This is a genomic window from Streptomyces sp. NBC_00568 (assembly GCF_026341855.1).
Classification (GTDB): Bacteria; Actinomycetota; Actinomycetes; order Streptomycetales; family Streptomycetaceae; genus Streptomyces.
In genome coordinates, this window is sequence record NZ_JAPENW010000001.1 from 3,608,928 (window position 1) to 3,635,045 (window position 26,118).

At 72.2% G+C, this 26,118-nt stretch carries 22 protein-coding genes; 13 read left to right on the forward strand and 9 right to left on the reverse strand.

Annotated elements, in window-relative coordinates:
• Window positions 1-43 precede the first annotated feature (43 nt).
• A complete protein-coding gene (locus OOK38_RS15815) occupies window positions 44-1,342 on the reverse strand; it encodes an ABC transporter substrate-binding protein (protein WP_266848530.1) in 1,299 nt (432 codons plus the stop codon).
• Window positions 1,343-1,459: 117 nt separating this feature from the next.
• On the opposite strand from OOK38_RS15815, the gene OOK38_RS15820 reads away from it, so the two are divergent.
• On the forward strand, window positions 1,460-1,960 hold the full coding sequence (locus OOK38_RS15820; protein ID WP_266759878.1) for a hypothetical protein: 501 nt from the start codon (window positions 1,460-1,462) through the stop codon (window positions 1,958-1,960).
• Window positions 1,961-2,071: 111 nt separating this feature from the next.
• On the forward strand, window positions 2,072-2,956 hold the full coding sequence (purU, locus tag OOK38_RS15825) for a formyltetrahydrofolate deformylase (RefSeq protein ID WP_266759876.1): 885 nt from the start codon (window positions 2,072-2,074) through the stop codon (window positions 2,954-2,956).
• 181 nt (window positions 2,957-3,137) lie between these two features.
• On the opposite strand, the gene OOK38_RS15830 is transcribed toward purU, so the two are convergent.
• Window positions 3,138-4,571, reverse strand: coding sequence for an MDMPI N domain containing protein (locus tag OOK38_RS15830; RefSeq protein ID WP_266848531.1), 1,434 nt, complete (start codon window positions 4,569-4,571; stop codon window positions 3,138-3,140).
• A complete protein-coding gene (locus OOK38_RS15835; protein WP_266759874.1) occupies window positions 4,568-5,149 on the reverse strand; it encodes a sigma-70 family RNA polymerase sigma factor in 582 nt (193 codons plus the stop codon). The genes OOK38_RS15830 and OOK38_RS15835 overlap by 4 nt, the downstream gene beginning before the upstream one ends.
• A gap of 484 nt (window positions 5,150-5,633) precedes the next feature.
• On the opposite strand from OOK38_RS15835, the gene OOK38_RS15840 reads away from it, so the two are divergent.
• Entirely contained in the window at window positions 5,634-5,993 is a 360-nt protein-coding gene (locus OOK38_RS15840; protein WP_266765737.1) for an STAS domain-containing protein, read from the forward strand.
• 216 nt (window positions 5,994-6,209) lie between these two features.
• The gene (locus OOK38_RS15845; RefSeq protein ID WP_266759872.1) at window positions 6,210-6,722 is read left to right on the forward strand and encodes an EF-hand domain-containing protein; all 513 of its coding nucleotides are present in this window, start codon (window positions 6,210-6,212) and stop codon (window positions 6,720-6,722) included.
• A gap of 160 nt (window positions 6,723-6,882) precedes the next feature.
• On the opposite strand, the gene OOK38_RS15850 is transcribed toward OOK38_RS15845, so the two are convergent.
• Window positions 6,883-8,415, reverse strand: a complete 1,533-nt coding sequence (locus OOK38_RS15850; protein WP_266759871.1) for a class I adenylate-forming enzyme family protein — start codon at window positions 8,413-8,415, stop codon at window positions 6,883-6,885.
• 204 nt (window positions 8,416-8,619) lie between these two features.
• On the opposite strand from OOK38_RS15850, the gene OOK38_RS15855 reads away from it, so the two are divergent.
• The 4 genes from OOK38_RS15855 to OOK38_RS15870 all read left to right on the forward strand — a co-directional run bounded on the left by OOK38_RS15855 (window position 8,620) and on the right by OOK38_RS15870 (window position 13,069).
• The gene (locus OOK38_RS15855; protein WP_266759870.1) at window positions 8,620-9,807 is read left to right on the forward strand and encodes an amidohydrolase family protein; all 1,188 of its coding nucleotides are present in this window, start codon (window positions 8,620-8,622) and stop codon (window positions 9,805-9,807) included.
• Complete coding sequence (locus OOK38_RS15860) at window positions 9,807-10,961, forward strand: acyl-CoA dehydrogenase (RefSeq protein ID WP_266759868.1); 1,155 nt, start codon at window positions 9,807-9,809, stop codon at window positions 10,959-10,961. The genes OOK38_RS15855 and OOK38_RS15860 overlap by 1 nt, the downstream gene beginning before the upstream one ends.
• 9 nt (window positions 10,962-10,970) lie before the next feature.
• Window positions 10,971-12,128, forward strand: a complete 1,158-nt coding sequence (locus OOK38_RS15865; protein ID WP_266759867.1) for an acyl-CoA dehydrogenase family protein — start codon at window positions 10,971-10,973, stop codon at window positions 12,126-12,128.
• Between the two features lie 479 nt (window positions 12,129-12,607).
• Window positions 12,608-13,069 (forward strand): ATP-binding protein, encoded by a 462-nt coding sequence (locus tag OOK38_RS15870; RefSeq protein ID WP_266759866.1) that lies wholly within the window; start codon window positions 12,608-12,610, stop codon window positions 13,067-13,069.
• A 513-nt stretch (window positions 13,070-13,582) separates the two neighbouring features.
• Here OOK38_RS15870 and OOK38_RS15875 read toward each other — a convergent pair.
• A complete protein-coding gene (locus OOK38_RS15875; RefSeq protein WP_266759865.1) occupies window positions 13,583-14,509 on the reverse strand; it encodes a cyclase family protein in 927 nt (308 codons plus the stop codon).
• A gap of 95 nt (window positions 14,510-14,604) precedes the next feature.
• Here OOK38_RS15875 and OOK38_RS15880 point away from each other — a divergent pair, with 95 nt between their 5' ends.
• From OOK38_RS15880 to OOK38_RS15890, 3 genes are all read left to right on the forward strand, one after another.
• Entirely contained in the window at window positions 14,605-15,516 is a 912-nt protein-coding gene (locus tag OOK38_RS15880) for an SDR family oxidoreductase (protein WP_266759863.1), read from the forward strand.
• A gap of 31 nt (window positions 15,517-15,547) precedes the next feature.
• The gene (locus OOK38_RS15885) at window positions 15,548-16,924 is read left to right on the forward strand and encodes an acyl-CoA dehydrogenase family protein (protein WP_266759861.1); all 1,377 of its coding nucleotides are present in this window, start codon (window positions 15,548-15,550) and stop codon (window positions 16,922-16,924) included.
• An 86-nt stretch (window positions 16,925-17,010) separates the two neighbouring features.
• A complete protein-coding gene (locus tag OOK38_RS15890) occupies window positions 17,011-18,069 on the forward strand; it encodes a Zn-dependent alcohol dehydrogenase (RefSeq protein ID WP_266759859.1) in 1,059 nt (352 codons plus the stop codon).
• Window positions 18,070-18,076: 7 nt separating this feature from the next.
• Here the strand turns inward: OOK38_RS15890 and OOK38_RS15895 are convergent, their stop codons facing one another.
• The gene (locus OOK38_RS15895; protein WP_266759857.1) at window positions 18,077-19,123 is read right to left on the reverse strand and encodes a GlxA family transcriptional regulator; all 1,047 of its coding nucleotides are present in this window, start codon (window positions 19,121-19,123) and stop codon (window positions 18,077-18,079) included.
• Window positions 19,124-19,195: 72 nt separating this feature from the next.
• Between OOK38_RS15895 and OOK38_RS15900 the strand changes: the two genes are divergently transcribed.
• Window positions 19,196-20,530 carry an MFS transporter gene (locus OOK38_RS15900; protein ID WP_266759855.1) on the forward strand — a complete coding sequence of 445 codons (1,335 nt, stop codon included), beginning with the start codon at window positions 19,196-19,198 and terminating at the stop codon, window positions 20,528-20,530.
• Window positions 20,531-20,539: 9 nt separating this feature from the next.
• On the opposite strand, the gene OOK38_RS15905 is transcribed toward OOK38_RS15900, so the two are convergent.
• Window positions 20,540-21,163: a flavin reductase family protein gene (locus tag OOK38_RS15905; RefSeq protein WP_266759854.1), complete on the reverse strand. Its 624-nt coding sequence runs from the start codon at window positions 21,161-21,163 to the stop codon at window positions 20,540-20,542.
• A gap of 401 nt (window positions 21,164-21,564) precedes the next feature.
• On the opposite strand from OOK38_RS15905, the gene OOK38_RS15910 reads away from it, so the two are divergent.
• On the forward strand, window positions 21,565-22,530 hold the full coding sequence (locus tag OOK38_RS15910; RefSeq protein ID WP_266759853.1) for a hypothetical protein: 966 nt from the start codon (window positions 21,565-21,567) through the stop codon (window positions 22,528-22,530).
• 199 nt (window positions 22,531-22,729) lie between these two features.
• Here the strand turns inward: OOK38_RS15910 and OOK38_RS15915 are convergent, their stop codons facing one another.
• Complete coding sequence (locus OOK38_RS15915) at window positions 22,730-23,605, reverse strand: enoyl-CoA hydratase/isomerase family protein (protein WP_266759851.1); 876 nt, start codon at window positions 23,603-23,605, stop codon at window positions 22,730-22,732.
• A gap of 127 nt (window positions 23,606-23,732) precedes the next feature.
• A complete protein-coding gene (locus OOK38_RS15920) occupies window positions 23,733-25,958 on the reverse strand; it encodes an acetate--CoA ligase family protein (RefSeq protein WP_266759849.1) in 2,226 nt (741 codons plus the stop codon).
• Between the last annotated feature and the right edge of the window lie 160 nt (window positions 25,959-26,118).

Here is a 26,118-nt window from a genome sequence, read left to right on the forward strand (position 1 = left end):
AGCCGCCCCGGCCGAGGACGACGTCCGTCCGGAGTGTTTCGCGCTAGTCCGCGTTCTCCAGCGTCTTCGACATGTTGACGAACCCGCGCCGTGCCGCCGTCAGCTGACCGTTGCGTACGACCTGGAACGTCACGTCGGAGTTGATGAGACGCGGGAAGTCGACGGCCGCGATCATGTCCTCGAAGCGCCAGCTGAGCGTCGGCGTGAGCCCGCCGGTGCTCACCTTCAGGCCGTTGTCGAGCGTGCGCCGGATGGTGAGCGACGAGACCTCGCCCGCGCCGATGGACTCGATGACCTTCTTCAGCACGGTGTACGCGATCCAGGTGGTCTGCACCCCGGCGTCATCCGGCACGATCCGGTTGTCGCCGAAGGCCTGCTCCTTGATCACCTTGCGCATCTGGTCCCAGCGAGGGTCGCTCGCCGTCGGGTACCAGCCGGTGATGTACGAGCCCTCGTAGGGGCCCGACCTGCCGCCGGTGGCGTCGATCTGCGACTGGTCGACGCTGCCGATGACGGTGCCGGTGCGTACCTTCGGGTAGCTCGTGCTGTCGCGCCGGAACGAGTCCATGAAGGTGTTGGTGCGGTCGCCGAGCGCGGGGACCACACAGCCCCGCACGGCCGCGTCGGAGGTCGCGTGCCGGAGCGCCTGCTGCGTCGGCACGGAGTACTCGGTGGCGTCCTCGGCCGCCCGCTGGTCCGCGGCCTCCGCGTGTCCCTGCTTCTTCAGGCCGGAGTTGAGCAGCACCGGGAGCTCGTCACCGGCGATGGTGTCGGGGCGGATGAGCGAGACCGGGCCGCAGTTCTTGCCGAGCTGCTCGCCGAGGCCGGCCAGCAGGGCCGGCTGGCCGCCGTTGACGGGGTACGAGAGGGGGCTGGTGAACTCGTCGTCGGTGACGCCGTAGCCCCCTATGTAGGGGATGCCCGCGCTTTCCAGCGGGGCGAGGAACGATTGGCTGTGCTGGCTGTAGGAACCGACGACCGCGACGACGTTCTCGTCGGCGGCCCGCACGGCGCAGTCCGCGGCGGAGACCGACTCGTTGTGGTCGTTGCAGGTGAGGACCTCGAGCTCCCGGCCGTTGATGCCGCCGTGGGCGTTGACCCAGCGTGCGTAGGCCTTCGCCAGCGCCGGCATGCCGGGCTTGTTGGTCGCGTTGGTCTTCTCCGGGGCCCAGGTCATCACCTTGATGGGGCCATCCCCGGAGCCCCCCGTGGCACCAGGGATGGCCCCGCACCCGACGGCGACCGACGCGCACGCCACCAGCGCGCTCGCGTACAGCAGCATGGCCTTTAAGGGCCGGGGCGGAACGGGGGAGGTGGTGCGAGTACGTCGCCTACCGGTCATGGACAGGCACGATTCCCTCACACCGAGAACCCTTGTGTGACCTTGGGTCGACACGGGGTGACGTAGAGGTGAATTGCGGGGGCCGATGAACTGCTTTTCACAGGGAACGTACGATCGGTGACCGTGCAAGGTTCGGAGAACTCTTCCCGTCGCGGCCGTCGCTCATCCACCATGGGCGGCATGCCACTGAACGACATGCCGTGGTGGCGCTGGCGCAGCAATGTGCGCTCCGCGCTGCACATGCTTTCCGACCCCGCCTTCCAGCGAGACGTCTGGCTCGCCGGTGTCGACGGATACGGGGACGTCACCGACGCCGTGTACCGCCTGGTCGAGGACACCTGGCTGGACAACTGGTCGGCCGAGAAATACGTCGGCACGATCTTCCGCGACTCCCAGGAGGCGGCCCTCGTGGACAGCGCCGTCCTGCGGGTGCTGCGGATCATGCACCAGGTCGGACCCGACGCGCCCGTCTCCGCCTATCTCGACCACCAGGCGTGGCCGGAGGCCCTGCAGGCCGCGCGCGCCGCGCACGTACGGCTGGCCGCGAGCGACGGCGAGGACCCGGACGCGCCTCCGCGCACGCTGGAGGTCCTGCGCATCATGACGCGGTCGGCCTAGCGGTCGGCCCTGCGGGTCGGACAGTAGCGGGCGCCCGCGGGGTGTCCGCGGGGCGTCCGTGTGGCGGGACGACACTCCGCCCCGGGCGCCTGGTATGGGACGCTGTCCCGCATGAATGAGCCGTCCGTCCGCGGGGCCGCCCCCGCCGCCGAGCAGTACGTCCTGACCCTCTCGTGCCCCGACAAGCAGGGCATCGTGCACGCCGTGTCGAGCTACTTGTTCATGACAGGCTGCAACATCGAGGACAGTCAGCAGTTCGGCGACCACGACACGGGCCTGTTCTTCATGCGGGTCCACTTCTCGGCGGAGTCGCCGGTGACGGTGGAGAAGCTGCGCGCGAGCTTCACGGCCATCGGTGACGCCTTCCACATGGACTGGCAGATCCACCGGGCCGAGGACCGGATGCGGGTCGTCCTCATGGTCAGCAAGTTCGGCCACTGCCTGAACGACCTGCTCTTCCGCGCGCGGATCGGCGCGCTGCCCGTCGAGATCGCCGCCGTGGTCTCCAACCACACGGACTTCGCGGAGCTCGTGGGGTCGTACGACCTTCCCTTCCACCACATCGCGGTGACGAAGGACACCAAGGCCGAGGCCGAGGCGCAGCTGCTGGAGCTGGTGCGCGAGAAGGAGGTCGAGCTGGTCGTCCTCGCCCGCTACATGCAGGTCCTCTCCGACGACCTCTGCAAGCAGCTCAGCGGCCGCATCATCAACATCCATCACTCCTTCCTGCCGAGCTTCAAGGGCGCGAAGCCGTACCACCAGGCACACACCCGCGGGGTCAAGCTCATCGGCGCCACCGCGCACTACGTCACCGCCGACCTCGACGAGGGCCCGATCATCGAGCAGGAGGTCGAGCGGGTCGGCCACGACGTCACCCCCGACCAGCTGGTCGCCATCGGCCGTGACGTGGAGTGCCAGGCGCTGGCCCGCGCGGTGAAGTGGCACGCGGAGCGCCGCATCCTGCTGAACGGCCGCCGGACGGTCGTTTTCGCGTAAGGGCGTAAGGGCGTAAGGGCGTAAGGGACGGGTGCTCTGCCCACCGGTGCGCGGGCCGCTCCTGCGCACCGGCATACGGGCGTACCGGCATACGGGCGTGACGGCGCACCGGCGTGAGGCGCTGAGGCCTGGGCGGCCGGGGACATGCGGTCCCGGTCCGCGGCTCCGCCCGGCGCCCCGGCTACATCCGGCTCAGTGACGCCGCCGCGAACAGCACGTCCCTGATGGCCTCACGGTCGCCGTCCTGTCCGGCGGCGGCCTCCTCCGGGGACACATGGCCCGCGGCCAGGCGGCAGAACTCCACCCCGTCCAGCGCGACATGGGCGACCTCGCGCTCGGCGGAGCCGACGGCTCCGGGCGAGTCGAGCGGGATGAGCCACTCACCGCCGCCGGAGCCCTCGATCTCGAGGCGCAGGCTGCGCCCCGGAGCACCCGCGGTGACGAGATGCCGGGCCGGCGGGGCCGACAGCCCCGCCCGGCGCCGCTCGGCGAGCGACACGGGCAGCATCCGCGCGGCCAGGTCGATCATCCGGTGGAGGTGCCGGGGAGCGGGCGGCTCGTACGGGTAGTCCACCGCGTCGGCGATGTCCCCCGCGTGCACCCAGCACTCGAAGGCCCGGTCCAGCAGCGAGTCGCTGAGCGGCAGTTCGAAGCCGCCGTACGCCACGGTGAGCAGTCCGGAGCCCGCCCCGCGCTCGACCGCGCGGGCGTGGGAGGCGCCTCCCTCCACGAACGACGCGGTCCGCACGATGGTGTGGCTCTGCTCCCGCCAGGGCCGGCGCACGGACCGGGTGGGCGGGACGTCCGACGCCCGCCAGTACGCCTCGGTGCGCTCCTGCGGCGTCGGCCGCTCGGCTCCGGCGACGCCGAGCGGGTCGTCCAGGCCCAGCGCGACGGCGACCAGTCCGTCGACGCTCAGCAGATGGGCGATGACCCCGGCGACCGTCGTCCGGCGGCTCGTGGGCCCGTCGCCCTCGAACCAGCGCAGCCGCACGGGCGCGTGCCACTCTGAACCGCCGATGTCCTGGAGCAGGGCGTCGAGCCGGGCGGTCTCGGCGTCGTACGGAGCGGCCCACTCGGGTACCGGGATGCGCGGCGGGCGCCGGTCGAGGCAGCTCGTCAGGACGCGGGTGCGCAGCGTCGGGTCCAGGTCCAGGCTCTCCGCGGGATGCAGCAGCCCTACCGCCTCGCGCAGCCGCAGCGCCTCGTCCGCGCACGAGCCGCAGTGCCCGAGGTGGTCCTCGACGGCCGTCGTCTCGTCCGCCGAGCAGGCGGCCAGCGCCCACGCGCCGAGCAGTGACTTCAGGACCCGGTGTTCGAGGACGAGCGGCGCCGGGCCGGGCGTGGCGGCCGGTTCGGGCAGTGCCCGTCCGGTGTCCTCGACGGAGGTGCGCGGCGGCGGTATGCGCGGGGGCCCGCCCGGGCCCGGCCCGGCGTCGCCGCTCCCGGGGAGGCCGGGGTCACGGGGCTCCCGGGAGCCCCGGGGGTCTTCGTACCCGTCCTCGTACGGGTCCTCGTGCCCGTCCTCGTACGTGTTCTCGTACGTGTTCTCGTACTTGTCCTGGTTCCCGCCCTCGTCGTCGAACGACTCGAACCGGTCATTTCCTTCGGTCACCTCGCACCCCCGAATTCGGGCGGGGCGCCGGCGGGTCCGGTGTCGTGGGCGGTGGACAGGAGCTGGAGGCCGAGGCGGAGCCGGCGGCGGGCCTCGTCCTCGGTGACGCCGAGGTCGGCGGCGGCCTGGCGGTAGTCGCGGCGCTGGAAGTACGCGAGCTCCAGGGCGGCCCGCAGCGGGGTGGGCATGGAGGTGACGATGTAGTCGGCGCGGGCGGCGACGGACGCGCTGCGCACTTTGCGCTCCAGCTCCTCGGTGGTGCCCTGGCCGCCCTGGGCGAGCGCGGCGGTCTCGGTGGCGCGCAGGCGCTGCACGGCGAGACGGTGGGTCAGCGCGGCGACCCAGGAGCGCAGGGGGCCCTGCTTGGGGTCGTACGTGTCGGGGTTCTCCCAGACGTGGGCGAAGACCTCGCGGGTGATCCCGTCGGCGGCCCGCTCGTCTCCGAGCACGCGATGGGCGAGGCCGTGCACCAGCGACGCGAACCGGTCGTAGAGCTCACCGAGCGCGGCCGCCTCCCCGCGGGAGAGCCGCTGCTGCATCTTGCGGTCCCAGCGGGGCGGTGCGTCCTGCTTCGCCATGCGGCCCCCTCACCTCTGGTAGTGCCCGGCGCCCGTCCGTGTGTCCGGCCGGTGTCCCGGCCGTGTCCCCTGTCGCTGTCCAGCCATGCAGTGCCGCTGTCCAGACTGTGTGCAACTGCTGTCCTGAATGTAGTCGGCACGTCCGACAGCGCACGCCCCTTTGCGCCAATGTGCGCCCCTGGACTGGCCATAGATGGTAGAGGCGTGGCGTTTCCGTCCCCAGAGATGGCTGCAACGGACCGTACGCGACCGAAAGTGACCCCTCCTGAAGGATTTTCGACCGTAGACAGGCGTTTCTTCCTGTGGGGATCCGTGTTTCATGGAACTGCGGGTGGGCAGCCGCACTGGAAGGAAGCGTACGGAGTGCTTCCGTTTCTGCTGGACGAGGCGAGCGAGAGGCGTGGCGGTGACGCTCAAGGTGACCGACGTGACCGACGGCGAGGGCGGCGCGGGCGGCACAGCGAGTACGGGCGGCCCGGGTGCCGTGAGCCGTGAAGTGGGCGAGTGGGCCGTGCTGCGGGTGTCGGGCGAGCTCGACCTCGTGACGTCGCCGGCGCTGCGCCAGAGCGTGCACGACGTGGTGGCCGAGGGCCGGCACAGCATCGTGCTGGACCTCTCCGGGGTCGTGTTCTGCGACTCCAGCGGTGTCGGCGTCCTGATCGCCGCGCGTCGCCTCATGCGCTCCTGCCGCGGCCGCCTGCGGCTGATCCTGCCCGCCCAGGGAGCGGCCGACGGCTCGCACGTCAACCGCGTCCTCGCGGCTCTCGGTGTGCGCCGCCTCTTCGACGTGTACCCCGACGTCGACGCGGCCGTCGACGAGGAGTCCCGCCCGCTGTCGGCCTGACACCACCCGCAGGGCACCGTGCCCGCGCCTTCGCCCGGAGTGACGCCCCCTGCTCACTGTGCGACGCACCGCCACGCGGTTGTTCCAGAATTCCCGCGGTCTTGGTGCAACAGTCGTTTTCCCGCTCCCTGGGCGGCCCGGTCGTCGTACTCTCCGTTCCAGATGAACCGCAGTCCGGCCGAGGCCGGCTGAGAAGTGAGGCGGTCCGAAGACACCATGGTCAGCACCGAGTACGAGCGCAGGATTGCCGCCCGGTTCGCCGGCTTCGACCAGGACGGCAACGGCTACATCGACCGCGAGGACTTCAACGTCGCGACCAAGGCGGTGCTCGCCGAGTTCGGTACGACGGCGCGGTCGGACAAGGGCCAGGCCCTGTACATCGGAGCCGAGGCGTTCTGGCAGGGCATGGCCGGGATAGCGGACCGGGACGGCGATCAGCGGATCACCCGCGAGGAGTTCGTCAGCGGCGCGGTGAAGCGGCTGCGCGACAACCCCGAGCGGTTCGCCGAGATCGCCCGCCCCTTCCTGCACGCGGCCCTCGCGGTGGCGGACACCGACGGGGACGGCGCGGCCACGGTCGAGGAGACCACGCGCGTCCTCAGGGCTCTCGGAGTCGGCGACGACCTCGCCACCGCGGCCGCCGCCGCCCTGGACGCGGACGCCGACGGACGGATCGGCGAGAGGGAGGTCGTGAGCGCGTTCGCCCGCTACTTCACGGTGCCGGAGTAGCGCGGGCCGGGTCCGATGGGGTTCCGCCCGGGAGAGCCCGTGGCCCGGGCCGACCCGGCTCGGGCTCTCCCGGGGACGGCCGGCCGCCGAGCCCGCCCGGCCCACGGCTGACCCCGGGACGGCCGACCGCTCACCCGAGAAGTTCGCGCCACCCGGGGCCTCAGCCGGAAAAGCGTTCCCTGAGCCGGTACTTGAGCACCTTCCGCAGCGCCTCGTTGCGCGGAAGGGCGTCCACGACCTCCAGCTGTTCCGGCAGCTTGTGCACGGACATCCCTTCCCCGCGCAGATACGAGGTCATCGCGGCCAAGGTCAACTCCTCCGCTCCCGGCGGCTGTTCGACCACCGCGCAGACGCGTTCCCCGCGCTCGGCGTCGGGCAGTCCGATCACGGCGACGTCCCCGACCGCCGGGTGCCGGTGCAGCAGGTCCTCGATCTCCTTCGCGGAGATGTTCTCGCCCTTGCGGATGATGATGTCCTTGACCCGGCCGGTGAGGACGAGATGCCCGCTCCCGGTCAGATGCCCGACGTCCCCGGTGATCAGGAACCCGTCCCCGTCGAACGCCTCCGCCGTCTGCGCCGGGTTCAGATACCCCTGGCACACGGCCTCCCCCCTGAGCCGTACGTCGCCGTCGACGCCACAGGGCCGGGAGGCTCCCGCCGCGTCCACGATCCGTATCTCCATGCCCTCCGGGGGCCTGCCCTCCGTGGTCGCGAGGTTCTCGGCCGTGTCGTCCGGCGCGCCCATCGTGATCATCGGGACCTCGGTCATCCCGTACCCGTGGGTGAGCTGCACGCCCATCTCCCGGACGACGGAGTGATAGACCTCCGGCGGCTTCGGGGCTCCGCCGCCCGCGAGCAGCCGCAGTGTGGGAATGACGGGCTCCCCGGGCCGCTTGCGCTGTTCGGCGAGGAACATCGAGTAGAACGCGGTCGACCCGCCCGCCACCGTCACGCCGTGCTCGCGGTAGCCCTCCAGCGCGGCGGGCAGCGCGAAGTGCTCGAACATCACGGCCGGGAAGCCGTACAGCAGCAGCATCACCGTGTAGTCGGGCCCGGCGATGTGCGCGTACGGGAAGGCCATCGAGCCCACGTCGTCGGCGGACAGACGCAGCGCGTGGGCGAGGCAGGAGCCGCCGGCGATCAGTGAACGGTCGGTGTGCAGCACGCCCTTGGGGTCCGAGGTGGTGCCCGAGGTCCAGTAGATCCAGCGGACGGAGGTGCCGTCGGAGGGCGGGGCGGGCAGCACGGCGGGATCACCCTCCGGCAGCGCGTCGTACGCCTCGAAGACGTTCTTCGCGCCGAGCCGGTGCGCCATCGCGGTGTGGTCGAAGCCGCGCCACTCGCCCGGCACGGCGAAGTACTCCGCCTTCGACTCCCGCAGCGCGAAGCCGACCTCGCGGTCGCGGTAGAAGGGGATCACCGGCGACTGGACGGCGCCGACGCGGGCCAGCGCGAAGGACAGCAGGGCGGTCTCGATGCGGGTGGGCAGCTGCCAGGCGACCACCGTGCCGGGACGTACGCCCCGGTCGTGCAGGCCCGCCGCCACCCGCTCGGCGCGGTCGCGCAGCTCGCCGAAGGTCAGGGAGCGGTCGTCCTGGAGCAGGACGGGCCGGTCGGGGGTGAGGTCGGCTCGGCGGGCGACCAGCTCCCACAGTGTGCGCGCGGAACTCAGGGCGTGTGCGGTGTCGTTCACTTCGACCCCCTGCGGTTCGTTCACTTCGACACCCGTAGCTGACGGGCAGTCAGATCGTGCGCAGAGCGTAGGGCTCGCCGCCTTGTCGGTCCATAGGTGCGGGGCTAGCCTGCTTGTGAACAGAGATCTGACGACCCATCAGATAATGGAATGCGTCCCGGGGGGACACCCTCGGACGGACCCGTACGCCCGGCGGAGGGGACCATGACCGAACTGCCCCGCATCATCAGCGTCGACGACCATGTGATCGAGCCCGCGCACCTCTTCGAGACCTGGCTGCCGCGGAAGTACCGGGAGCGCGGTCCGCGGCCGCTCACCGCCGGGATCGGTGAACTCGCCTACGTCGCGGGCAAGTACCAGATCACCATGGACCCGGACGGACCGCCGACCGACTGGTGGATCTACGAGGACCTCAAGTTCCCGTACAAGCGCAACATCGCCGCCGTCGGCTTCGACCGCGACGAGATGACGCTGGAGGGCATCACCCGCGCGGAGATGCGGCGCGGCTGCTGGGACCCCGCCGAGCGCCTCAAGGACATGGACCTCAACCATGTCGAGGCCAGCCTCTGCTTCCCCACCTTCCCGCGCTTCTGCGGCCAGACCTTCGCCGAGGCGCACGACAAGGAAGTGGCCCTGGCCTGTGTGCGGGCGTACAACGACTGGATGGTCGAGGAATGGTGCGGCGACAGCGGCGGCCGGCTGATCCCGCTGTGCCTGATCCCCCTGTGGGACATCGACCTCGCGGTCGCCGAGATCCGCCGCAACGCCGCGCGGGGCGTGAAGGCCGTCACCTTCTCCGAGATCCCCACCTATCTGGGGCTGCCCTCGATCCACTCCGGCTACTGGGACCCGTTCTTCGCGGTCTGCCAGGAGACCGGGACGGTCGTGAACATGCACATCGGCTCGTCGTCCCAGATGCCCGCCGCCTCCCCCGACGCGCCCCCCGCCGTCCAGGCCTCGCTGTCCTTCAACAACGCGATGGCCTCCATGATGGACTTCCTGTTCAGCGGCGTCCTGGTGAAGTTCCCGCGCCTCAAACTCGCCTACTCCGAAGGCCAGATGGGCTGGATCCCGTACGCCCTGGAGCGCGCCGACGACGTCTGGTCGGAGCACCGCGCCTGGGGCGGGGTCAGGGACCTGATCCCGGAACCCCCCTCGACGTACTACTACCGGCAGATCTTCTGCTGCTTCTTCCGCGACAAGCACGGCGTCGCGTCCCTGGACGTGGTGGGCCGCGACAACGCCACCTTCGAGACCGACTACCCGCACGTCGACTCGACCTTCCCGCACACCAAGGAGGTCGCCCTCGACCATGTGAAGGGCCTCGACGACGAGACGATCCACAAGCTGATGCGCGGCAACGCCATCCGCATGCTGGACCTGGATCTGTAGTGGATCTCGCCTGCACGCCCGAGGAGGAGGACTTCCGCGCCCGCCTGCGAACGTGGCTCGCCGGGGTCCTCCCGGCGCTGCCGCCGAAACCGTCCCCGGACGACTGGCCCGCGCGACGGGCGTACGACCTCGGCTGGCAGCGGATGCTGTACGACGCCGGGTACGCCGGGCTGCACTGGCCCGTCGACGCGGGCGGCCGGGGTGCCACGCCGACGCAGCACCTCATCTACCTGGAGGAGACGGAGAAGGCGGGCGCTCCCTACGTGGGGGCCAACTTCGTCGGGCTGCTGCACGCCGGGCCGACCATCGCCTCCGAGGGGAGCGCCGAGCAGCGGGCGCGCTGGCTGCCGCCCGTGCTGCGCGGCGAGGAGGTCTGGTGCCAGGGCTTCAGTGAGCCGGACGCCGGCTCGGACCTCGCGGCGCTGCGCACGCGCGCCCGGCGGGACGGCGACGACTACGTGGTGAGCGGGTCCAAGATCTGGACCTCCCACGCCGAGGTGGCCGACTGGTGCGAGCTGCTGGTGCGGACGGACCCCGCCGCGCGCAAGCACCGGGGCATCACCTGGCTCGCGATGCCCATGGACGCGCCCGGGATCACCGTCCGGCCGCTGCGGACCCTCGCGGGCTCCACCGAGTTCGCGGAGGTCTTCCTCGACGAGGTGCGTGTCCCGGTCGCCAACCGCGTCGGAGCCGAGAACGACGGCTGGCGCGTGACCATGGTGACCCTGTCGTACGAGCGCGGCACCGCCTTCGTCGGTGAAGTGGTCGCCTGTCGGCGCGTGTTGGCCGAGCTCGCGCGCGAGTCCCGCAAGAACGGGCGCTGGGACGACGCCGTGCTGCGACGCCGTCTCGGCCGGCTCAACGCGGAGTTCCGCGCACTGTGGCGGCTCACCCAGTGGAACGTCAGCGAGGCACAGGGGACGGGGGGAGTGCCCGGCGTCGGCGGTTCGGTCTTCAAACTGAGCTACTCGCACGCCCGCCAGGAGCTGTTCGACGCCGCCGCCGAGGTCCTCGGCCCCGAGGCCCTGGACCTGGGACAGGAGTGGACCCTGGACCGGCTGTCCTCGCTCTCGTACACCATCGCGGCCGGCACCTCGCAGATCCAGCGGAACATCGTGGCCGAGCGGATCCTCGGCCTTCCCAAGGGGAGGTGAGTTCGGACCATGGACTTCAGGCTCACCGACGATCAACGGGCCTTGCGGCAGGGCGTACGGGAACTGCTGGAGGGCCGGTTCGGCCGGGCGGCCCTGCGCGCGGCCGTGGACCGGGGGGAGGGGGAGCGCGGGGGTGTCCTCGACCGGGAGCTGTGGCGTGAGCTCGGTGCGGCGGGGTTCTTCGCGCTGCGCCTGCCCGAGGCCGACGGCGGCGTCGGGCAGGGGCTTCCGGAGGCCGTGCTGGCCTTCGAGGAGGCGGGGCGGGTCCTGCTGCCGGGCCCGCTGATCGCCACGCATCTCGCCGCGGGCGCCGTGGCCGGGGCGGCCACCGGCGAGGTGGTCGTGACCTCCGTCGACGAGGGGCTCGTGGAATGGCTGGACGAGGCCGACGTCGTCCGCGGGGACACCACCGGAGCCGAGCCGCTGGCCTCGGTGGACCCGCTGACCCCCCTGCACCGGCTCCCCGCCTCCGCCGCCCCGCGCCCCGCGAGCGGCGCACTCCGGCGCCCCCGGACAACGGGCGGTCCCGGCGGCCCGCCGATGTCGGACGGGCCTGGCGGCTTCCCTGTGTCGGACGGACCCGGCGGCTTCCGGGTGTCGGACGGGCCCGGCGGCTTCCGCGTGTCGGACGGGCCTGGTGGCCCCCCGGCACCGGACGGGCCCGGAGGCTCCTCGGTGTCCGACGGGTCCGGCGGCCTCCCGGTGCCGGATGCGCTCGGCAGCCCCGCGTCTCCGCCGGCCGGGGACGCGCTCCTCACGTCTCTCCTCACCGCCGCCGAGCAGCTGGGCAGTGCCGCCCGGACCTGCGAGGCGGCCGTGCAACACGCCCGGACCCGCGAGCAGTTCGGGCAGCCGATCGGGGCCTTCCAGGCGGTGCAGCATCTGTGCGCGGGCATGCTCGTGCGGGTCGAGATGGCTCGCGCGGCCGTCTACGCCGCCTCGGTCACCGCCGACCCGGTGGACATCGCGGCGGCCCGGCTGCTCGCCGACGAGGCCGCCGTGCGCGGCGCCCGCGACTGCCTCCAGGTGCACGGCGGCATGGGCTTCACCTGGGAGTCCGACATCCATCTGCACCTGAAGAGGGCGTGGATACGGACGCACCGTGCGGGTGGCACCACGCGGAGCGAGGAGGAGCTGGCGGACGATCTGCCGGCCGGGACGGCCTAGAGGGCCTCTGTCCTGGGGTGCTGCGGGACACGGGCGAGCGGATGTCGCGGATCGTGGCGGAGCGGAATCACAGAGCGTTGAGACCTGGTTGTGTCCTAGGCGTGACTTGTCACGGCCTGGAGTCGGCGCCGGGCTCCGGTACCTTGTGTGGGATGCGAGTGGTTCTGAGGCTGAGCCATCCCGGTGTTGCCCCTGAGGCCGCGCCGAACCCGGCGATGCACGCCGCTCGCGAGGCAGGGCGGACCCCCGTACCTGCCTGTTCGACTCCCCGTGGCGAGCGTCGCACAGTATGCCGCACGCGTACTCCTTCGCGCTGGAATATGCCCGAAGCGCTTGTTGGGGTGACTGTACGTCAACCATGCTGTCTCGCAAGGGAATCACGTTCCGTGATCCTTGTTCTGGCCATGCAGAAAATGGCTACGATCGTGGCCCTTGTGAGGCGCGAGGCGATGTGTCCGCCGGTTCGGATGGTGTGAGCGGTGCAGGTGCTTCAAGTGCAGCTGGAGATCCGGCCCGACCCCGCAGAGGTGGGGCGAGCCCGGCGGTGGGCCCGTTCCAGGCTCGCGGGGTCCGGGATAGAGGCCGATGAACCGCTCGCCGAGACGCTGATCCTGCTCGTCTCGGAGCTTGTCACGAACGCCGTGGTGCACACCGGGTGTCCGGCCGTCCTGCGCCTCTGTCTGCCGGGCGGTGCCGGGGCCGCCACCGTGCGCCTCGAGGTGGCCGACACCAGCGCCCGGCCGCCGATTCCCCGGCATGCCGACGGCGACGAGACCAACGGCCGCGGCCTGGAGCTCGTCGACGGCCTCGCGGACCGCTGGGGCTGGAGCCCCGAGGGCGCCGGCAAACGTATCTGGTGCGAGGTGGACCGCTGCGCCACGGGCGCCTCGGCGAGAACCGTGTACCCGGGCTACGAGGGCTTCGCGTACGAGGCGGTCTAGTTCCGTTCCTCGTGCGCGTGCCGTGCGGGGCGGTCCGGCCTCCGAGCTGGTTCCGTCCTCCTCGTGCGCGTGCCGTGCGGGGCGGTCCGGTTCTCCCGTGCGTGGGTGTGCCGGAGCGCGGACGACGGGCGCGCTTTCGTGCATCTATGCACGAAACGTCTGTACACGGCCGCCGTAGTGGCCGAATGCGCCGGGCCGTGCTTCCGTACGCGCTGTCTCAAAAGGGATGTAGCGCAATAAATCGCCGAGCGGGTGTTGACGTGGCGTGTCCGTTTGATCACGCTTGTGTTCAGCGATTCGCCGCGAGGGGACGGCGAGGGTTCCGGTGACGGGGGCCCTCGGCGAGTGTGGGTCGCGATTCGGCGCCGGCACCTCCAGGGCCAAGGGGGGCGGGGTGGGCGCGCCGGAGGCGGATGGCGGCGCGCGCTGCCGTGCCCGGGGTGAGGTGGGGGACCTCCCGGTCGGGCGCAGTCGAGAGTGGGGGAAGCGCGCCGCCAGCCGGCCCTCTGCCGGCTAGAGCACTGCCACCGGTGCCACCGGTGTGCCCGTGCCGCCGACGAAGGGTTCCGGCATCGCCGACAGCAGGAACGCGTAGCGGTTTTCTTGTCCACAGGCTGTGGACAACTCTTCGAGATTCCAGTTCTGGCCTTGCAGCATCCCCATCTCGACCAGGTCGAGCGCGTGCACGGGCAGCCACAGGTCGTCGATCTCGGGCGGGAAGATCTCGAAGGTCAGCGTGTCGTTGGCGACCGCCGCGACATCGCGCGCGTGGAACCATTCCGGGGTGCGTACCGACAGGCCCGGCGACGGATATCCGTACCCGTGCTTGTCGCTCGCCAGATACACCTGGATCTGCCCCGTCCGTACGAGCACGATGTCGCCCGCCCGTACCCGCGTGCCGGCCAACTCCTCCGCGGCTTCGAGGTCTTCGGGGGTGACCGCGTGCCCGCCGGCCAGCCGGTGTTCGCCGCGCGCCCGCGCCACGTCGAGCAGGACGCCGCGCGAGACGATGTGCCGCGGCTTGTCGATCCCGCTGAACTCGGCGCCGCCGTGCGGCGTGACGGTGCCGGCCGGGCGGCCGTTGTAGAGCCTGCCGGAGTGCGAGACATGGGTCAGCGCGTCCCAGTGGGTGGCCGCCTGGAGCCCCATGGTGACGGCGTCGTCGCTGCACGCCACCGTGCCGGGGCCGAAGATCTCCTGGTTGATCTGCACCATCGTGTGCAGCGGATTGACCCGCCCCGGAATCATCCCGGTCTGTACGCCGTCCTGTTGGAGGGGAAGGGCGAGCGGCACGCGGCGCCCGGTCCGTACCGTCGCGGCGGCCTCTCGTACGACCTCGTCGGTGATGAGGTTCAGCGTTCCGATCTCGTCGTCGGCCCCCCAGCGCCCCCAGTTGTTCACGCGCTTGGCGATCTCGTGGAACTCGGCCGGCAGTGACATGAGTCCTCCCCGGGGCTTGTCTCCAGGTATCCGACGGGTCGTAGAATCCGAGTTGAATCTAACGGACCGTCAGAAACTGCGGGAAGGGGCCGGGCGTGGGGAACTTCTTGGCGGGCAGGGTCATCGCCGTCACGGGCGCGGGGCGGGGGATAGGCCGGGCGGTCGCCCTCGCCGCGGCGGCCGAGGGCGCGCGCGTCGTCGTCAACGACTACGGCGTGTCCGTCGAGGGCGCCGAGCCCACGAGTTCGGTCGCCGACACCGTCGTCAAGGAGATCGAGGCGGCGGGCGGCGAGGCGGTCGCGGTGGCCGACGACATCTCGACGATGGCGGGCGGGCAGCACGTCGTCGACACCGCGCTCGCGTCGTACGGACGGATCGACGGAGTGGTGTGCGTGGCCGGCATCCTGCGCGAACGGATGCTCTTCAACATGTCCGAGCAGGAGTGGGACCCGGTGGTCGCCACCCACCTCAAGGGCACGTTCACCCTCTTCCGGGCCGCCTCGGCGGTGATGCGTAAGCAGGGCTCGGGCACGCTGATCGGTTTCACCAGCGGCAACCACCAGGGCTCGGTCGCGCAGGCCAACTACAGCGCGGCGAAGGGCGGAATCATCTCGCTGGTGCGCAGCGCGGCCCTCGGACTCCACAAGTACGGGGTCACCGCGAACGCGGTCGCGCCCGTCGCCCGAACCCGCATGTCGGCGAACGTCCCGATGGAGCTGAAGGAGATCGGCGAACCGGAGGACGTGGCCGCGCTCGTGGTCTACCTGCTGTCGGACCGGGCCCGCGCGGAGCGCATCACCGGGCAGGTCTACACGATCGCCGGACCCAAGATCGCCGTATGGGCCCAGCCCCGCGAACTGCGCGCCGGATACGCCGAGGGAGCCTGGACCCCGGAGAAGATCGCCGACTTCCTTCCGGGGACGGTCGGCGTGGATCCGATGCCGCTGCTGGAACAACTGGAGGCGATGGCCCGGGCCGCGGCGGAGAAGACGCGCCCCAACGCGTGAGTCCGGCTTCGGCCCCGTGGGAGGAGAGCGCGTGGATTTCGCATTCGGTCCGCAGGACGAGGCCTTCCGGCGCGAGGTGCGGAGCTGGCTGGAGGAGCACCTGGCCGGCGCTCCCGCGCGCCGCGCGTGGGAGCGGGAACTCGGCCGGGGCGGCTGGATCGGGCTCGGCTGGGACGAGGACGGGTACGGGAACCGGCGCGCCGACCTGACCCAACAGGTCGTGTGGGCCGAGGAGTACGCCCGCTCGAAGGCACCGGCGCGGTCCGGGCACATCGGCGAGAACCTGCTGGCGCCGACGCTCCTCGCCCATGGGACGCCGGAGCAGAAGCGGCGCTTCCTGCCGCCGATCGCCCAGGGCCGTGAGCTGTGGTGCCAGGGGTACAGCGAACCCGGCGCGGGCTCGGACCTGGCAGGCATCCGGACGATTGCCGAACGGACGGCAGAGGCCGGGACGGCCGCGGTAGGGGCGACTGCCGCGGGGACGGCCGGCGCGGGGACGGCTGCCTCAGGGGCGACCGCCTCAGGGGCGACCGGCGCACGGGTGACTGCCGAGCGGGTGGCGGACGCGGGCGTGGTCGGCGCACGGGTGCCCGCCGAACGGGCTGTGGATGTGGGCGCGGCCGGCGCGGGGGTGACCGCCGTGCGGGACCAGGGGGCGGCGCCGTCGGGGGCCTTCCGTGTCACGGGGCAGAAGATCTGGACCTCGCTCGCCCACGAGGCCGACTGGTGCTTCGTGCTCGCCCGTACGGAGCCGGGGTCCACCCGCCACCACGGCCTGTCCTTCCTCCTCGTTCCCATGGACCAGCCCGGCCGCGTCGAGGTCCGTCCGATCCGCCAGATGACCGGCACCAGTGAGTTCAACGAGGTGTTCTTCGACGGGGCGGTGGCGCGGGCCGAGCACGTGGTCGGCGGGGAGGGGAACGGCTGGCGGGTCGCCATGAGCCTGCTCGGATTCGAGCGCGGCGTCTCCACCCTCGCCCAGCAGATCGGGTTCGCCGAGGAGTTGGGGCGCGTGCTGCGGGCGGCTGTCGCCACGGGCGCGGCCACGGATCCCGTCGTACGCGACCGGCTCGTGCGGCTGTGGGCCGAGTTGCGCACGATGCGATGGAACGCCCTGCGCACGCTGGGGAGTTCGGGGAGCCCCGGGGACGCGGGGGCGCCGAGCGTGGCGAAGCTGCTGTGGGGTGGCTGGCACCGGCGGCTCGGTGAGCTCGCGGTGCAGGTGCGGGGGGCCGGCGCGGCGGTGGGCCCGGCGGACTGGTCGGCGGAGCGGCCGTACGAACTGGACGCCGCCCAGCACCTGTTCCTCTTCAGCCGGGCCGACACGATCTACGGCGGCTCGGACGAGATCCAGCGCACGATCATCGCCGAGCGCGCGCTCGGCCTGCCCAAGGAACCCCGGGGATAGCCACGGCCCACCCCGGTACGGCCAGGAACAGCCCGGTACGGCCCAGGAACAGCCCGGGGTGCCCCGGGAAGAGGGGAGCTGGCGCGATGCGAGGCGTGATCTTCGACGGAAAGCGGACCCAGGTCGTGGACGATCTGGAGATACGGGACCCGGGACCAGGAGAGGTCCAGGTGGCGATCTCCGCCGCCGGCCTCTGTCACAGCGACCTGTCCGTGGTGGACGGGACCATCCCCTTCCCCGTCCCCGTGGTGCTCGGCCATGAGGGTGCGGGCGTGGTGGAGGCCGTGGGCACGGGCGTCACCCATGTCGGGCCCGGCGACCATGTGGCGCTGTCCACGCTCGCCAACTGCGGGGCCTGCGCCGAGTGCGACCGGGGGCGGCCCACGATGTGCCGCAAGGCGATCGGCATGCCCCAGCGGCCGTTCGCGCGAGCCGGGCAGCCGCTCTACCAGTTCGCCGCCAACTCGGCCTTCGCGGAACGCACGGTCGTGAAGGCCGTGCAGGCGGTCCGGATTCCGAAGGACATCCCGCTGACGTCCGCCGCGCTGATCGGCTGCGGGGTTCTCACGGGCGTCGGAGCGGTCCTGAACCGGGCCCGGGTCGACCGGGGCGACAGCGTCCTCGTCATCGGCACGGGAGGCATCGGCCTGAACGTCATCCAGGGCGCACGGCTCGCGGGCGCCCTGAGGATCGTCGCGGTCGATTCCAACCCGGCCAAGGAAGCCGTCGCCCGCCAGTTCGGCGCGACGCACTTCCTGACCTCGACGGACGGGGTGAAGGACATCCTCCCCACCGGCGCCCAGCACGCCTTCGAATGCGTCGGGCGCGTCGAGCTCATCCGTCAGGCGGTCGACCTGCTCGACCGCCACGGGCAGGCGATCCTCCTCGGCGTCCCCCCGGCGACGGCCGAGGCGTCCTTCCTCGTCTCCTCGATGTATCTCGACAAGTCCATCCTCGGCTGCCGCTACGGCTCCTCCCGCCCCCAGCGGGACATCGCCCTGTACGCCGAGCTGTATCGCGAAGGCCGGTTGCTCCTCGACGAGTTGGTGACGGCGACGTACCCGGTCGAGGACTTCGAGAGGGCGGCCGAGGACGCGCACGCGGGGAAGGTGGCGAGGGCGGTGCTGACGTTCCGCAACGACTGATGCGACGTCATGGGTGCGTGGAAGCGAGGGAGTTGCCGCCCTCGGTCCCGTCGGTCCCGTCGGCTCCGGAGCCCGACCTGAAGGTGCGCCGGTAGGTGGTGGGTGTGACGCCGAGGGTGGCCTGCAGGTGCTGGCGCATCGACTGGGCCGTGCCGAAGCCGGCGTCGCGGGCGACCTGGTCGATGGACAGGTCGCTGGACTCCAGGAGATGGCGGGCGTGTTCGACGCGCTGCCGGGTGAGCCACTGGCCCGGGCTGACGCCGACCTCCTCCCGGAAGCGGCGGGTGAAGGTGCGTACCGACATGGACTCCTGCTCGGCCATGTCCCGCAGCTGGATGGGCTCGTGGAGACGGCCGAGCGCCCAGGCGCGGGCGGCGGTCGTGCCGGCCGACTGCGCCTCCGGCACCGGGCGCTGGATGTACTGCGCCTGGCCGCCGTCGCGGTGCGGCGGTACGACGGTGCGGCGGGCCACCTCGTTGGCGACGGCGGCGCCGTGGTCGCGGCGTACGAGATGGAGGCACAGGTCGATCCCGGCCGCGACACCGGCGGAGGTGAGGACGTCGCCGTCGTCGACGAAGAGCACGTCCGCGTCGACGCGGATCTGCGGGAAGAGCTCCTGGAAGTGCTCGGCGTGCATCCAGTGTGTGGTGGCCGGGCGGCCGTCGAGATACCCGGCGGCGGCGAGGACGTAGCTGCCGGTGCAGATGGAGACGAGGCGGGTGCCGGGGCGGACGAGCGTGAGGGCGGCGGCCAGCTCCGGGGTCAGGATGCCCTCCTGCTGGACGGGCCCGAGTTCGTACGAGGCCGGGACGACGACCGTGTCGGCGCCGGCCAGCGCCTCGGGGCCGTTGGCGACGAGGACGGAGAAGTCGGCGTCCGTCTCGACGGGGCCGGGCGGCCGGACCGAGCAGGTGACCACCTCGTACAGCGGCCGTCCGTCGGTGTCCCGTGCCTTGCCGAAGATGCGCTGCGGAATGCCCAGCTCGAACGGGAGCAGCCCGTCCAGGGCGAGCACGACGACACGGTGGCGGCGGAACGAACCCGAAATGGCCATGGCCCGATCCTAGCGAATGCTGTCCTTCAGGCCAGTGGTTCGCCAGGCCCGCCCTCCCCGAAGATCTGTGACGTGACCCAGACAAGCGAAGCCGCTCCCGCCCCGGAGGACTCCCGGCCCACCCGTCCCGCCGCCGCTCACCGCATCCACCGTGCCTGGTTCGTCGCCGCCGTCGCCTTCGTGACGATCATCGGCGCCGCCGCCTTCCGGTCGCTGCCCGGTCTGCTGATCGACCCGCTCCACCAGGAGTTCCACTGGTCGCGCGGCACGATCAGCGCGGCGGTCTCCATCAACCTCGCGCTCTACGGGCTCACGGCGCCGTTCGCCGCGGCGCTCATGGACCGGTTCGGCATCCGGCGCGTGGTGGCGGTCGCCCTGACCGTGATCGCGGTCGGCTCGGGGCTGACCGTGTGGATGACGGCGGCCTGGCAGCTGCTGCTCTGCTGGGGCCTGCTCGTGGGCCTCGGCTCCGGTTCGATGGCGCTCGCCTTCGCGGCGACGGTCACCAACCGCTGGTTCACCGAGCGCAAGGGCCTGGTGACGGGCATCCTGACGGCCGCCTCGGCCTCGGGCCAGCTGATCTTCCTGCCGCTGCTCTCCTGGATCGTCACGGAGCACAGCTGGCGCCCGGCCGCGGTGACCGTGTCCCTCGCCGCCCTCGCGGTCGTCCCCTTCGTCTGGCTGCTGCTGCGCGACCACCCGGCCGACGTGGGCCAGAAGCCGTACGGGGCGACGGAGTTCGTGCCGAAGCCCGAGCCGGTGAAGGGCGCCGCCCGGCGCGCGGTGACCGTGCTGCTCTCCGCCGTCCGCACGGGCCCCTTCTGGCTGCTGGCCGGGTCGTTCGCGATCTGCGGCGCCTCGACGAACGGCCTGATCCAGACGCACTTCGTGCCCGCGGCCCACGACCACCACATGCCCGTCACGGCGGCGGCCTCGCTCCTCGCGGTCATCGGTGTCTTCGACGTGGTCGGCACGATCGCCTCGGGCTGGTTCACCGACCGCTTCGAGCCGCGCCGCCTGCTGGCGGTGTACTACGCCCTGCGGGGTATCTCGCTGCTCTTCCTCCCGATGCTCCTCCACGCGACCGTGCACCCGCCGATGATCCTGTTCATCGTCTTCTACGGCCTCGACTGGGTCGCCACCGTGCCGCCGACCCTGGCCCTGTGCCGGGAGCAGTACGGGGAGGACAGTGCCATCGTCTTCGGTTGGGTCCTCGCCTCCCACCAGGTCGGCGCCGCCCTCGTCGCCTACCTCGGCGGCGTCGCCCGCGACCACTTCGGCAGGTACGACATGGTCTGGTACGCCTCGGGCGCCCTGTGCGCGGCGGCCACGCTGATGGTGCTGGTGATCCGGCGCCGCCGGCCGACGGCCCCCCTGGCCGTCACGGTGTCGCCCGCGACCGCCTGACGGCCCGGGTCAGGTGAGGAACCGGCCCTTGTGGAAGAGCAGCGGCGGCACGTCCTCGTCGCCGTCGCCGCTCGTGCCGAGCGCGTCCACCCGGCCCACCACGATCAGGTGGTCCCCGCCCGTGTGCACCGCGTGGATCGTGCAGTCGATCCAGGCCGCGGCGCCCGCGAGACGGGGGGAGCCGGAGACCGGAGCGGCGTCGTGGACGACCCCGGCGAACTTGTCCGCGCCGCTCACCGCGAAGCCGCGGCACAGGTCGCCCTGGTGGGCGCCGAGCACGTTGACGCAGAAGGAGCCCGCCCGGGCGATGCGCGGCCAGGTCGTCGACGTACGGCCGACCATGAAGCAGATCAGTGGGGGGTCCAGCGAGAGGGAGGCGAAGGACTGACAGGCGAAGCCGGCCGGGCCCGCCCCGTCCTCGTCGCCGGCGGCCGGTGCCGTCACCACGGTGACGCCCGTCGCGAAGTGGCCCAGCACCCGCCGGAATTCGGCCGGGTCGACCGGCGCCCGCTCGTCGTCGCCGACCGCGCGCAGATCCGGGCGCGGCAGCGCCTCGACGGGCCCCGCGACGGTGGGGGCCCCGGCCGACCTGAGGTAGCGGACGGCGGCGGCGGCCATCCCTGCGTGTCCCATCACACCGACCATTGAAGCTGACGGTGTGTCAGATGGGAAGGGGTTCGCGAGACCGGGACGGCGGCGGCGCGACAGGTCGGGGGCCGCGGTACCGGACCGCCGCCGACTCGGAGGGTGTCGGCGTGGCCGGCCCGGGCAGGGCCGCGCTGTCGCCGTCGGCAACTTGTGCGGTGCCGCGCCGTCGCCGTCGGCAGCCTGTGCGGTGTCGCGCCGTCGCCACCGGCAACCTGTGCGGTGCCGCGCTCGACGCCGCCCCGGACCTGGCCCCGTTGCCCCGTTGATCGGCCCCACCTGTACGGGGGCCCCGGCAAGGCCCGCCGGAGCGGGTGGCGGGGGCCCCTCGGAGCTGATGGCGGGCCCCCTCGGAGAGGCTCGTGATTCGCCCGCGTATCTTTCGCCCCATGGGGTGGGGAGATTCCGGGCGGCCAGCGCGCCCCCGGTCGGCCTGGGCCGGCTTCGAGGTGAGTCTCGCCGCGGCGATCTGCGCGGCACAGTTCGCGGTCGCGGTCGCCGTCTGGTGGGTCGGGACGTTCGACGACGACGACCACGGCGTGGGACTGGGCGGTGGACCCGCCGGCGTCGGCTTCCTGTGCATGCTGGTCTTCGGGCCGCCGCTGCTCGCCGTCCTCGGACTGCTGCACACGGTGACGTACACGATGCCGACGGCCACGCTCGCCCGGCTGGTGACCCGGCGCGCACCCGGTCCCGAGAGCGCCTGGCACCTGGGCTTCGTGCTGGCGCTCGGCACCCTCTGGGCCACGCTCGCGGTCGTACTCGGCGGCCTCGCGCCCACTGGTGCCACGGCCCTGCTGATCGCCGTGTCCGGTGTCCCGCCGACCCTGGGTGTCGCCCTCGTGCGGCGGCGCGAACGCGCCACCGGACACCGGCCGAGCGGCCACCGCGTCTGGTTCCGCTCGGCGCTCGCGGCCCTCGGGGCGTGCGGACTGGTCGTCGCGGCGGGCACGGTGGGCCTGGTCACCGGACTCATCCAGGAGTACGAGCCCCCGAAGCTCGGCGCCGACAGGCTCACCGGAGTCTGGCGCGGCGATCACGGGGCCGTGCTTCGGCTGCGCGCCGACGGCCGGGCCGAGCTGACGGCGGTGCCCGCCCAGCCCGAGTTCGGGGATGTGGCCACCAAGGAGTTCACGCGCTGCGACGGCACCGGCAAGTGGTTCCTCGACACCAGAGGCCGCTACGACCCGTACGCCGGCGGGGGCGCCGAGGAACGGGACGGCGTCGTCGTCCGCGTCGGGCACTGCGGCCACGACACGTACTGGACCATAGGCGGCACCGTGGCCGACCCGGAACTGTTCGTGCTGTTCGGCGACCCCGACGCGGGGGATCTGCGCATCCTGAAGCAGGACTGAACGGCACTGGACCGGACGGGACGGAACACAGGACCGGCGGGACTGGCCGGACTGAACAGTGGGACCGGCGGGGCTGAACAGTAGGACCGGCGGGGCCGGCGGGACTGAACAGCAGGACCGGCGGGGCCGGCCGGATCGAACGGGCCGTTCCTGCTCCCGCCAGGGCCGGCCGGGCTCCGCCCGCTGGAACCGGGCCCGGTCAGTGGCCCTCGTAGCGGGGGGTCCGCCGTTCCACGAAGCTCGCCACGCCCTCGTTGGCGTCCACTGTCGTCATGTTGATCTCCTGCGCCGCCGCCTCCGCCGCGAAAGCGCTGCCGCGGTCGGCGTCCAGGGAGGCGTTGACCAGCTGTTTCGTGAGGGCGAGAGCACGGGTCGGCCCGGCCGCGAGCCGCTCGGACCACTCGCGCGCCGTCTTCTCCAACGCCTCGGGCGGTACGACCCTGTTGACGAGCCCGATCCGCTCCGCGTCCGCGGCGCTCAGCGCGTCGCCGAAGAACATCAGCTCCTTGGCCCGCTGCGGACCGACGAGGCGGGGCAGCAGATAGGCCCCGCCGCCGTCCGGTACGAGTCCCCGGCGCACGAACACCTCGATGAACCTGGCCGGTTCGGCCGCGAGGACGAGGTCGCACGCGAAGGCGAGATGCGCGCCGATCCCCGCCGCCGTGCCGTTGACGGCCGCGATCACCGGCTTCTCGCAGTCGAGGACGGCGGCGATCAGGCGCTGCGCGCCCAGCCGGACGGTCCGGGCGACATCGCCGGGCACCCGCTCCCCGGCGGGCGGACCGCCCCGAAGATCCGCGCCCGCGCAGAACCCGCGGCCGGTCGCCGTGATCACCACGGCCCGCACGCCGGGGTCGGCGGACGCCGCCGCGAGCAGCGCGATCACGCGTTCCCGCTGGTCCCAGGTGAGGGCGTTCATCGCCTCGGGCCGGTCGAGGGTGATCCACGAGACGGCGTTGTCAGTGGCGTGACGTATCAATGAGTCGAGGGACTTTTCGGTTGATTCGTGAGATGCGCGGCTTCTGACCCCTGGGGTTTCGGGAGCTTCGCGGGGCGCACGGGGGGAGTCGGTCATGAGGGTGCTCCGTTTCGTACGGTGGTCGGGGGCGGGCCTGGCGCGCGGTGGGCGTGACCCGGCAGGCGCGCACCGGCCGGCCGGTGCGCGGGGCCGTGCCGACGCGCGGGGGCGTGTCGGCGCCCGCTCAGCGGCACAGCACCAGCGCGTCCAGGGCCACGGCTCCCTGCCCGCGCGGCAGCACCATCAGCGGATTGATGTCCAGCTCCGCGATGTCGTCGCCGAGTTCGAGCGCCATGCGCTGCACCCGGATGACGACCTCGACCAGCGCGTCCACGTCCACCGGCGGACCTCCGCGCACCCCGTCGAGGAGCGCCCGCCCCCGCAGCTCGGACAGCATGGCCCGCGCCTGGTCCTCACCGAACGGCGGCACGCGTACGGCGGCGTCGCGCAGCACCTCGACGAGGACCCCGCCGAGCCCGACGGTCACCGTCGGCCCGAAGAGCGGGTCGTGCGTGACGCCGACGACCATCTCGACGCCCCGTTCGACCATCTGGCACACGAGGACGCCGTCGAGGGAGATGCCTTCGTAGCGGGCGATGTCGGTGAGCTCGCGGTAGGCGTCGCGGACCTGGCTGGCGGAGGTCAACCCGATCTTGACCAGGCCGAGTTCGGTCTTGTGGGCGATCTGCGCGCCGGAGGCCTTCATGACCACCGGGTAGCCGACCTGGCTCGCCGCCCGCACGGCCGCCGCCGCGCTGGTCACCAACTGCTCGCGCGGTACGCGGATCCCGTACGCGCGCAGCAGCTGCTTGGCCGCGTGCTCGCTCAGCTGCTGGCCCGGGCGCATCAGGGCCTGGGCCTTGCGGAAGGAGGGCGACGGGGTGCGCGGGGCCTCGTCGAAGGGCGAGCGGTAGGCGGCGGTGAACCGCGCGTGGCCGAGGTGGGCGCGGACGGCGGTGATGCAGTTGGCGAACGTACGGAAGGTGGCGACCCGGGACGATCCGAGCAGGGTCTCGCGGTAGGCCGCCTCCGTGCCGACCGGCGATCCCCACACCACGCACACCAGCTTGTCCGTCTGTTCCGCCGCGTCCACCAGGTCCTGCGCCAGCTTGTCGCTCATCGGCGGGAAGGGTCCGGTGATCGGGCAGATCAGCACGCCGACGGCGGGGTCGGCGAGGATCGCGTCGATGATCTTCCGCCCACGCCAGTCGCCGACCGGGTGGCCCCCGTTGTCGACCGGGTTCGCGACGTTCAGGTAGTCGGGTATCCACGTGTGCAGCTCGGCCTGTTTGGCGTCGGAGAGGACCGGCAGACTCAGCCCCGCCTCGCTCGCCAGGTCCGCGAAGTGCGCGCCCGTACCGCCCGAGATCGAATAGACGACGACCCCTTCGGCCTGCGGTGCGCGGGCCCGCGCCAACAGGGCTGCGGTGTCCTGGAGTTCGTCGAGTCCGTCGACGCGGATCACGCCGTACTGCCGCATCGCCGCGTCCACCACGGTGTCGGCGCCGGTCAGCTTGCCGGTGTGCGATGCGGCGGTGCGGGCGCCGGTCTCGGTGCGGCCGACCTTGACCGCGACGACGGGCACCCCGCGCCGGGCGGCGCGGTCGGCGGCCAGCAGAAAGGAGCGGCCGTCCTTGAGCCCCTCGACGTAGCAGGCGATGGCGCCGACCTCGGGCCGCTCGGAGAAGTAGGAGATGAAGTCGGCGGTCTCCAGGTCGGCCTCGTTGCCCGTGGGCGCCCAGTGGGAGAGGCGGACGCCCAGTTGCTGCATCGCGAACACCGGCCGCCCCTGGTGACCGGACTGGGTGATGAGGGCGATCGCGGGGCCGTCGAGGTCGTCGCGGAAGTCCTCGAAGGCGTTGAGGTTGGTGTTGGGTCCGAGCAGCCGCAGACCGGAGCGGCGCACGGCGGCGGCGAGCCGGGTCTGCGCGGCGGCGCCCTCGGCCCCGGTCTCCGCGAACCCTGAGGCGAAGGCGACGGCGAACTTCACCTTGGCCTCGGCCAGTTCCTCGATCACCGGAAGGGGGTCGCCGACGAGGAGCACGGCCAGATCCACCTGCTCCGGCAGGTCCGCGACGGAAGGGAGGCACGGCAGGCCGAAGACGGTCCGGCGGGTGGGGTGCACCGGGTGCAGCCGGGCGCCGACCCGCTCGGCCCAGCCGATCAGCTGCCGGGTGATCCCGGTGTTCGGCCGTCCCTCGGTGTCCGAGGCGCCGATCACGGCCACGGACTCGGGACGGAAGAAGCGGTCCAGGTCGGGTGCGTCGGCGTACAGCGGGCGACCGCTGACGTCCAGGTCGTCGATCTCGGCCGGCCGTCCGTGCACGACCGGCGAAGGTTGCTCGCCGCAGGCGATGACCCGGGCCCGGCGGGAGTCGGTGGTGAGGGTGCCGTGGGTTGATCCAAGCATCGGTCCGCCCGCTCCTGTGTGACAGCCAACTGTTAACTGACGCAGTGTCAGATTAACTAACTGACGCCGTGTCAGGAACCGTTGTGCAGGCAAAGGCTGCGAAGGGGGAGTGCGGGTGCGTGGAACGCCCGGTGCGCGAGGGCGCGCGGCGGGCACCCGG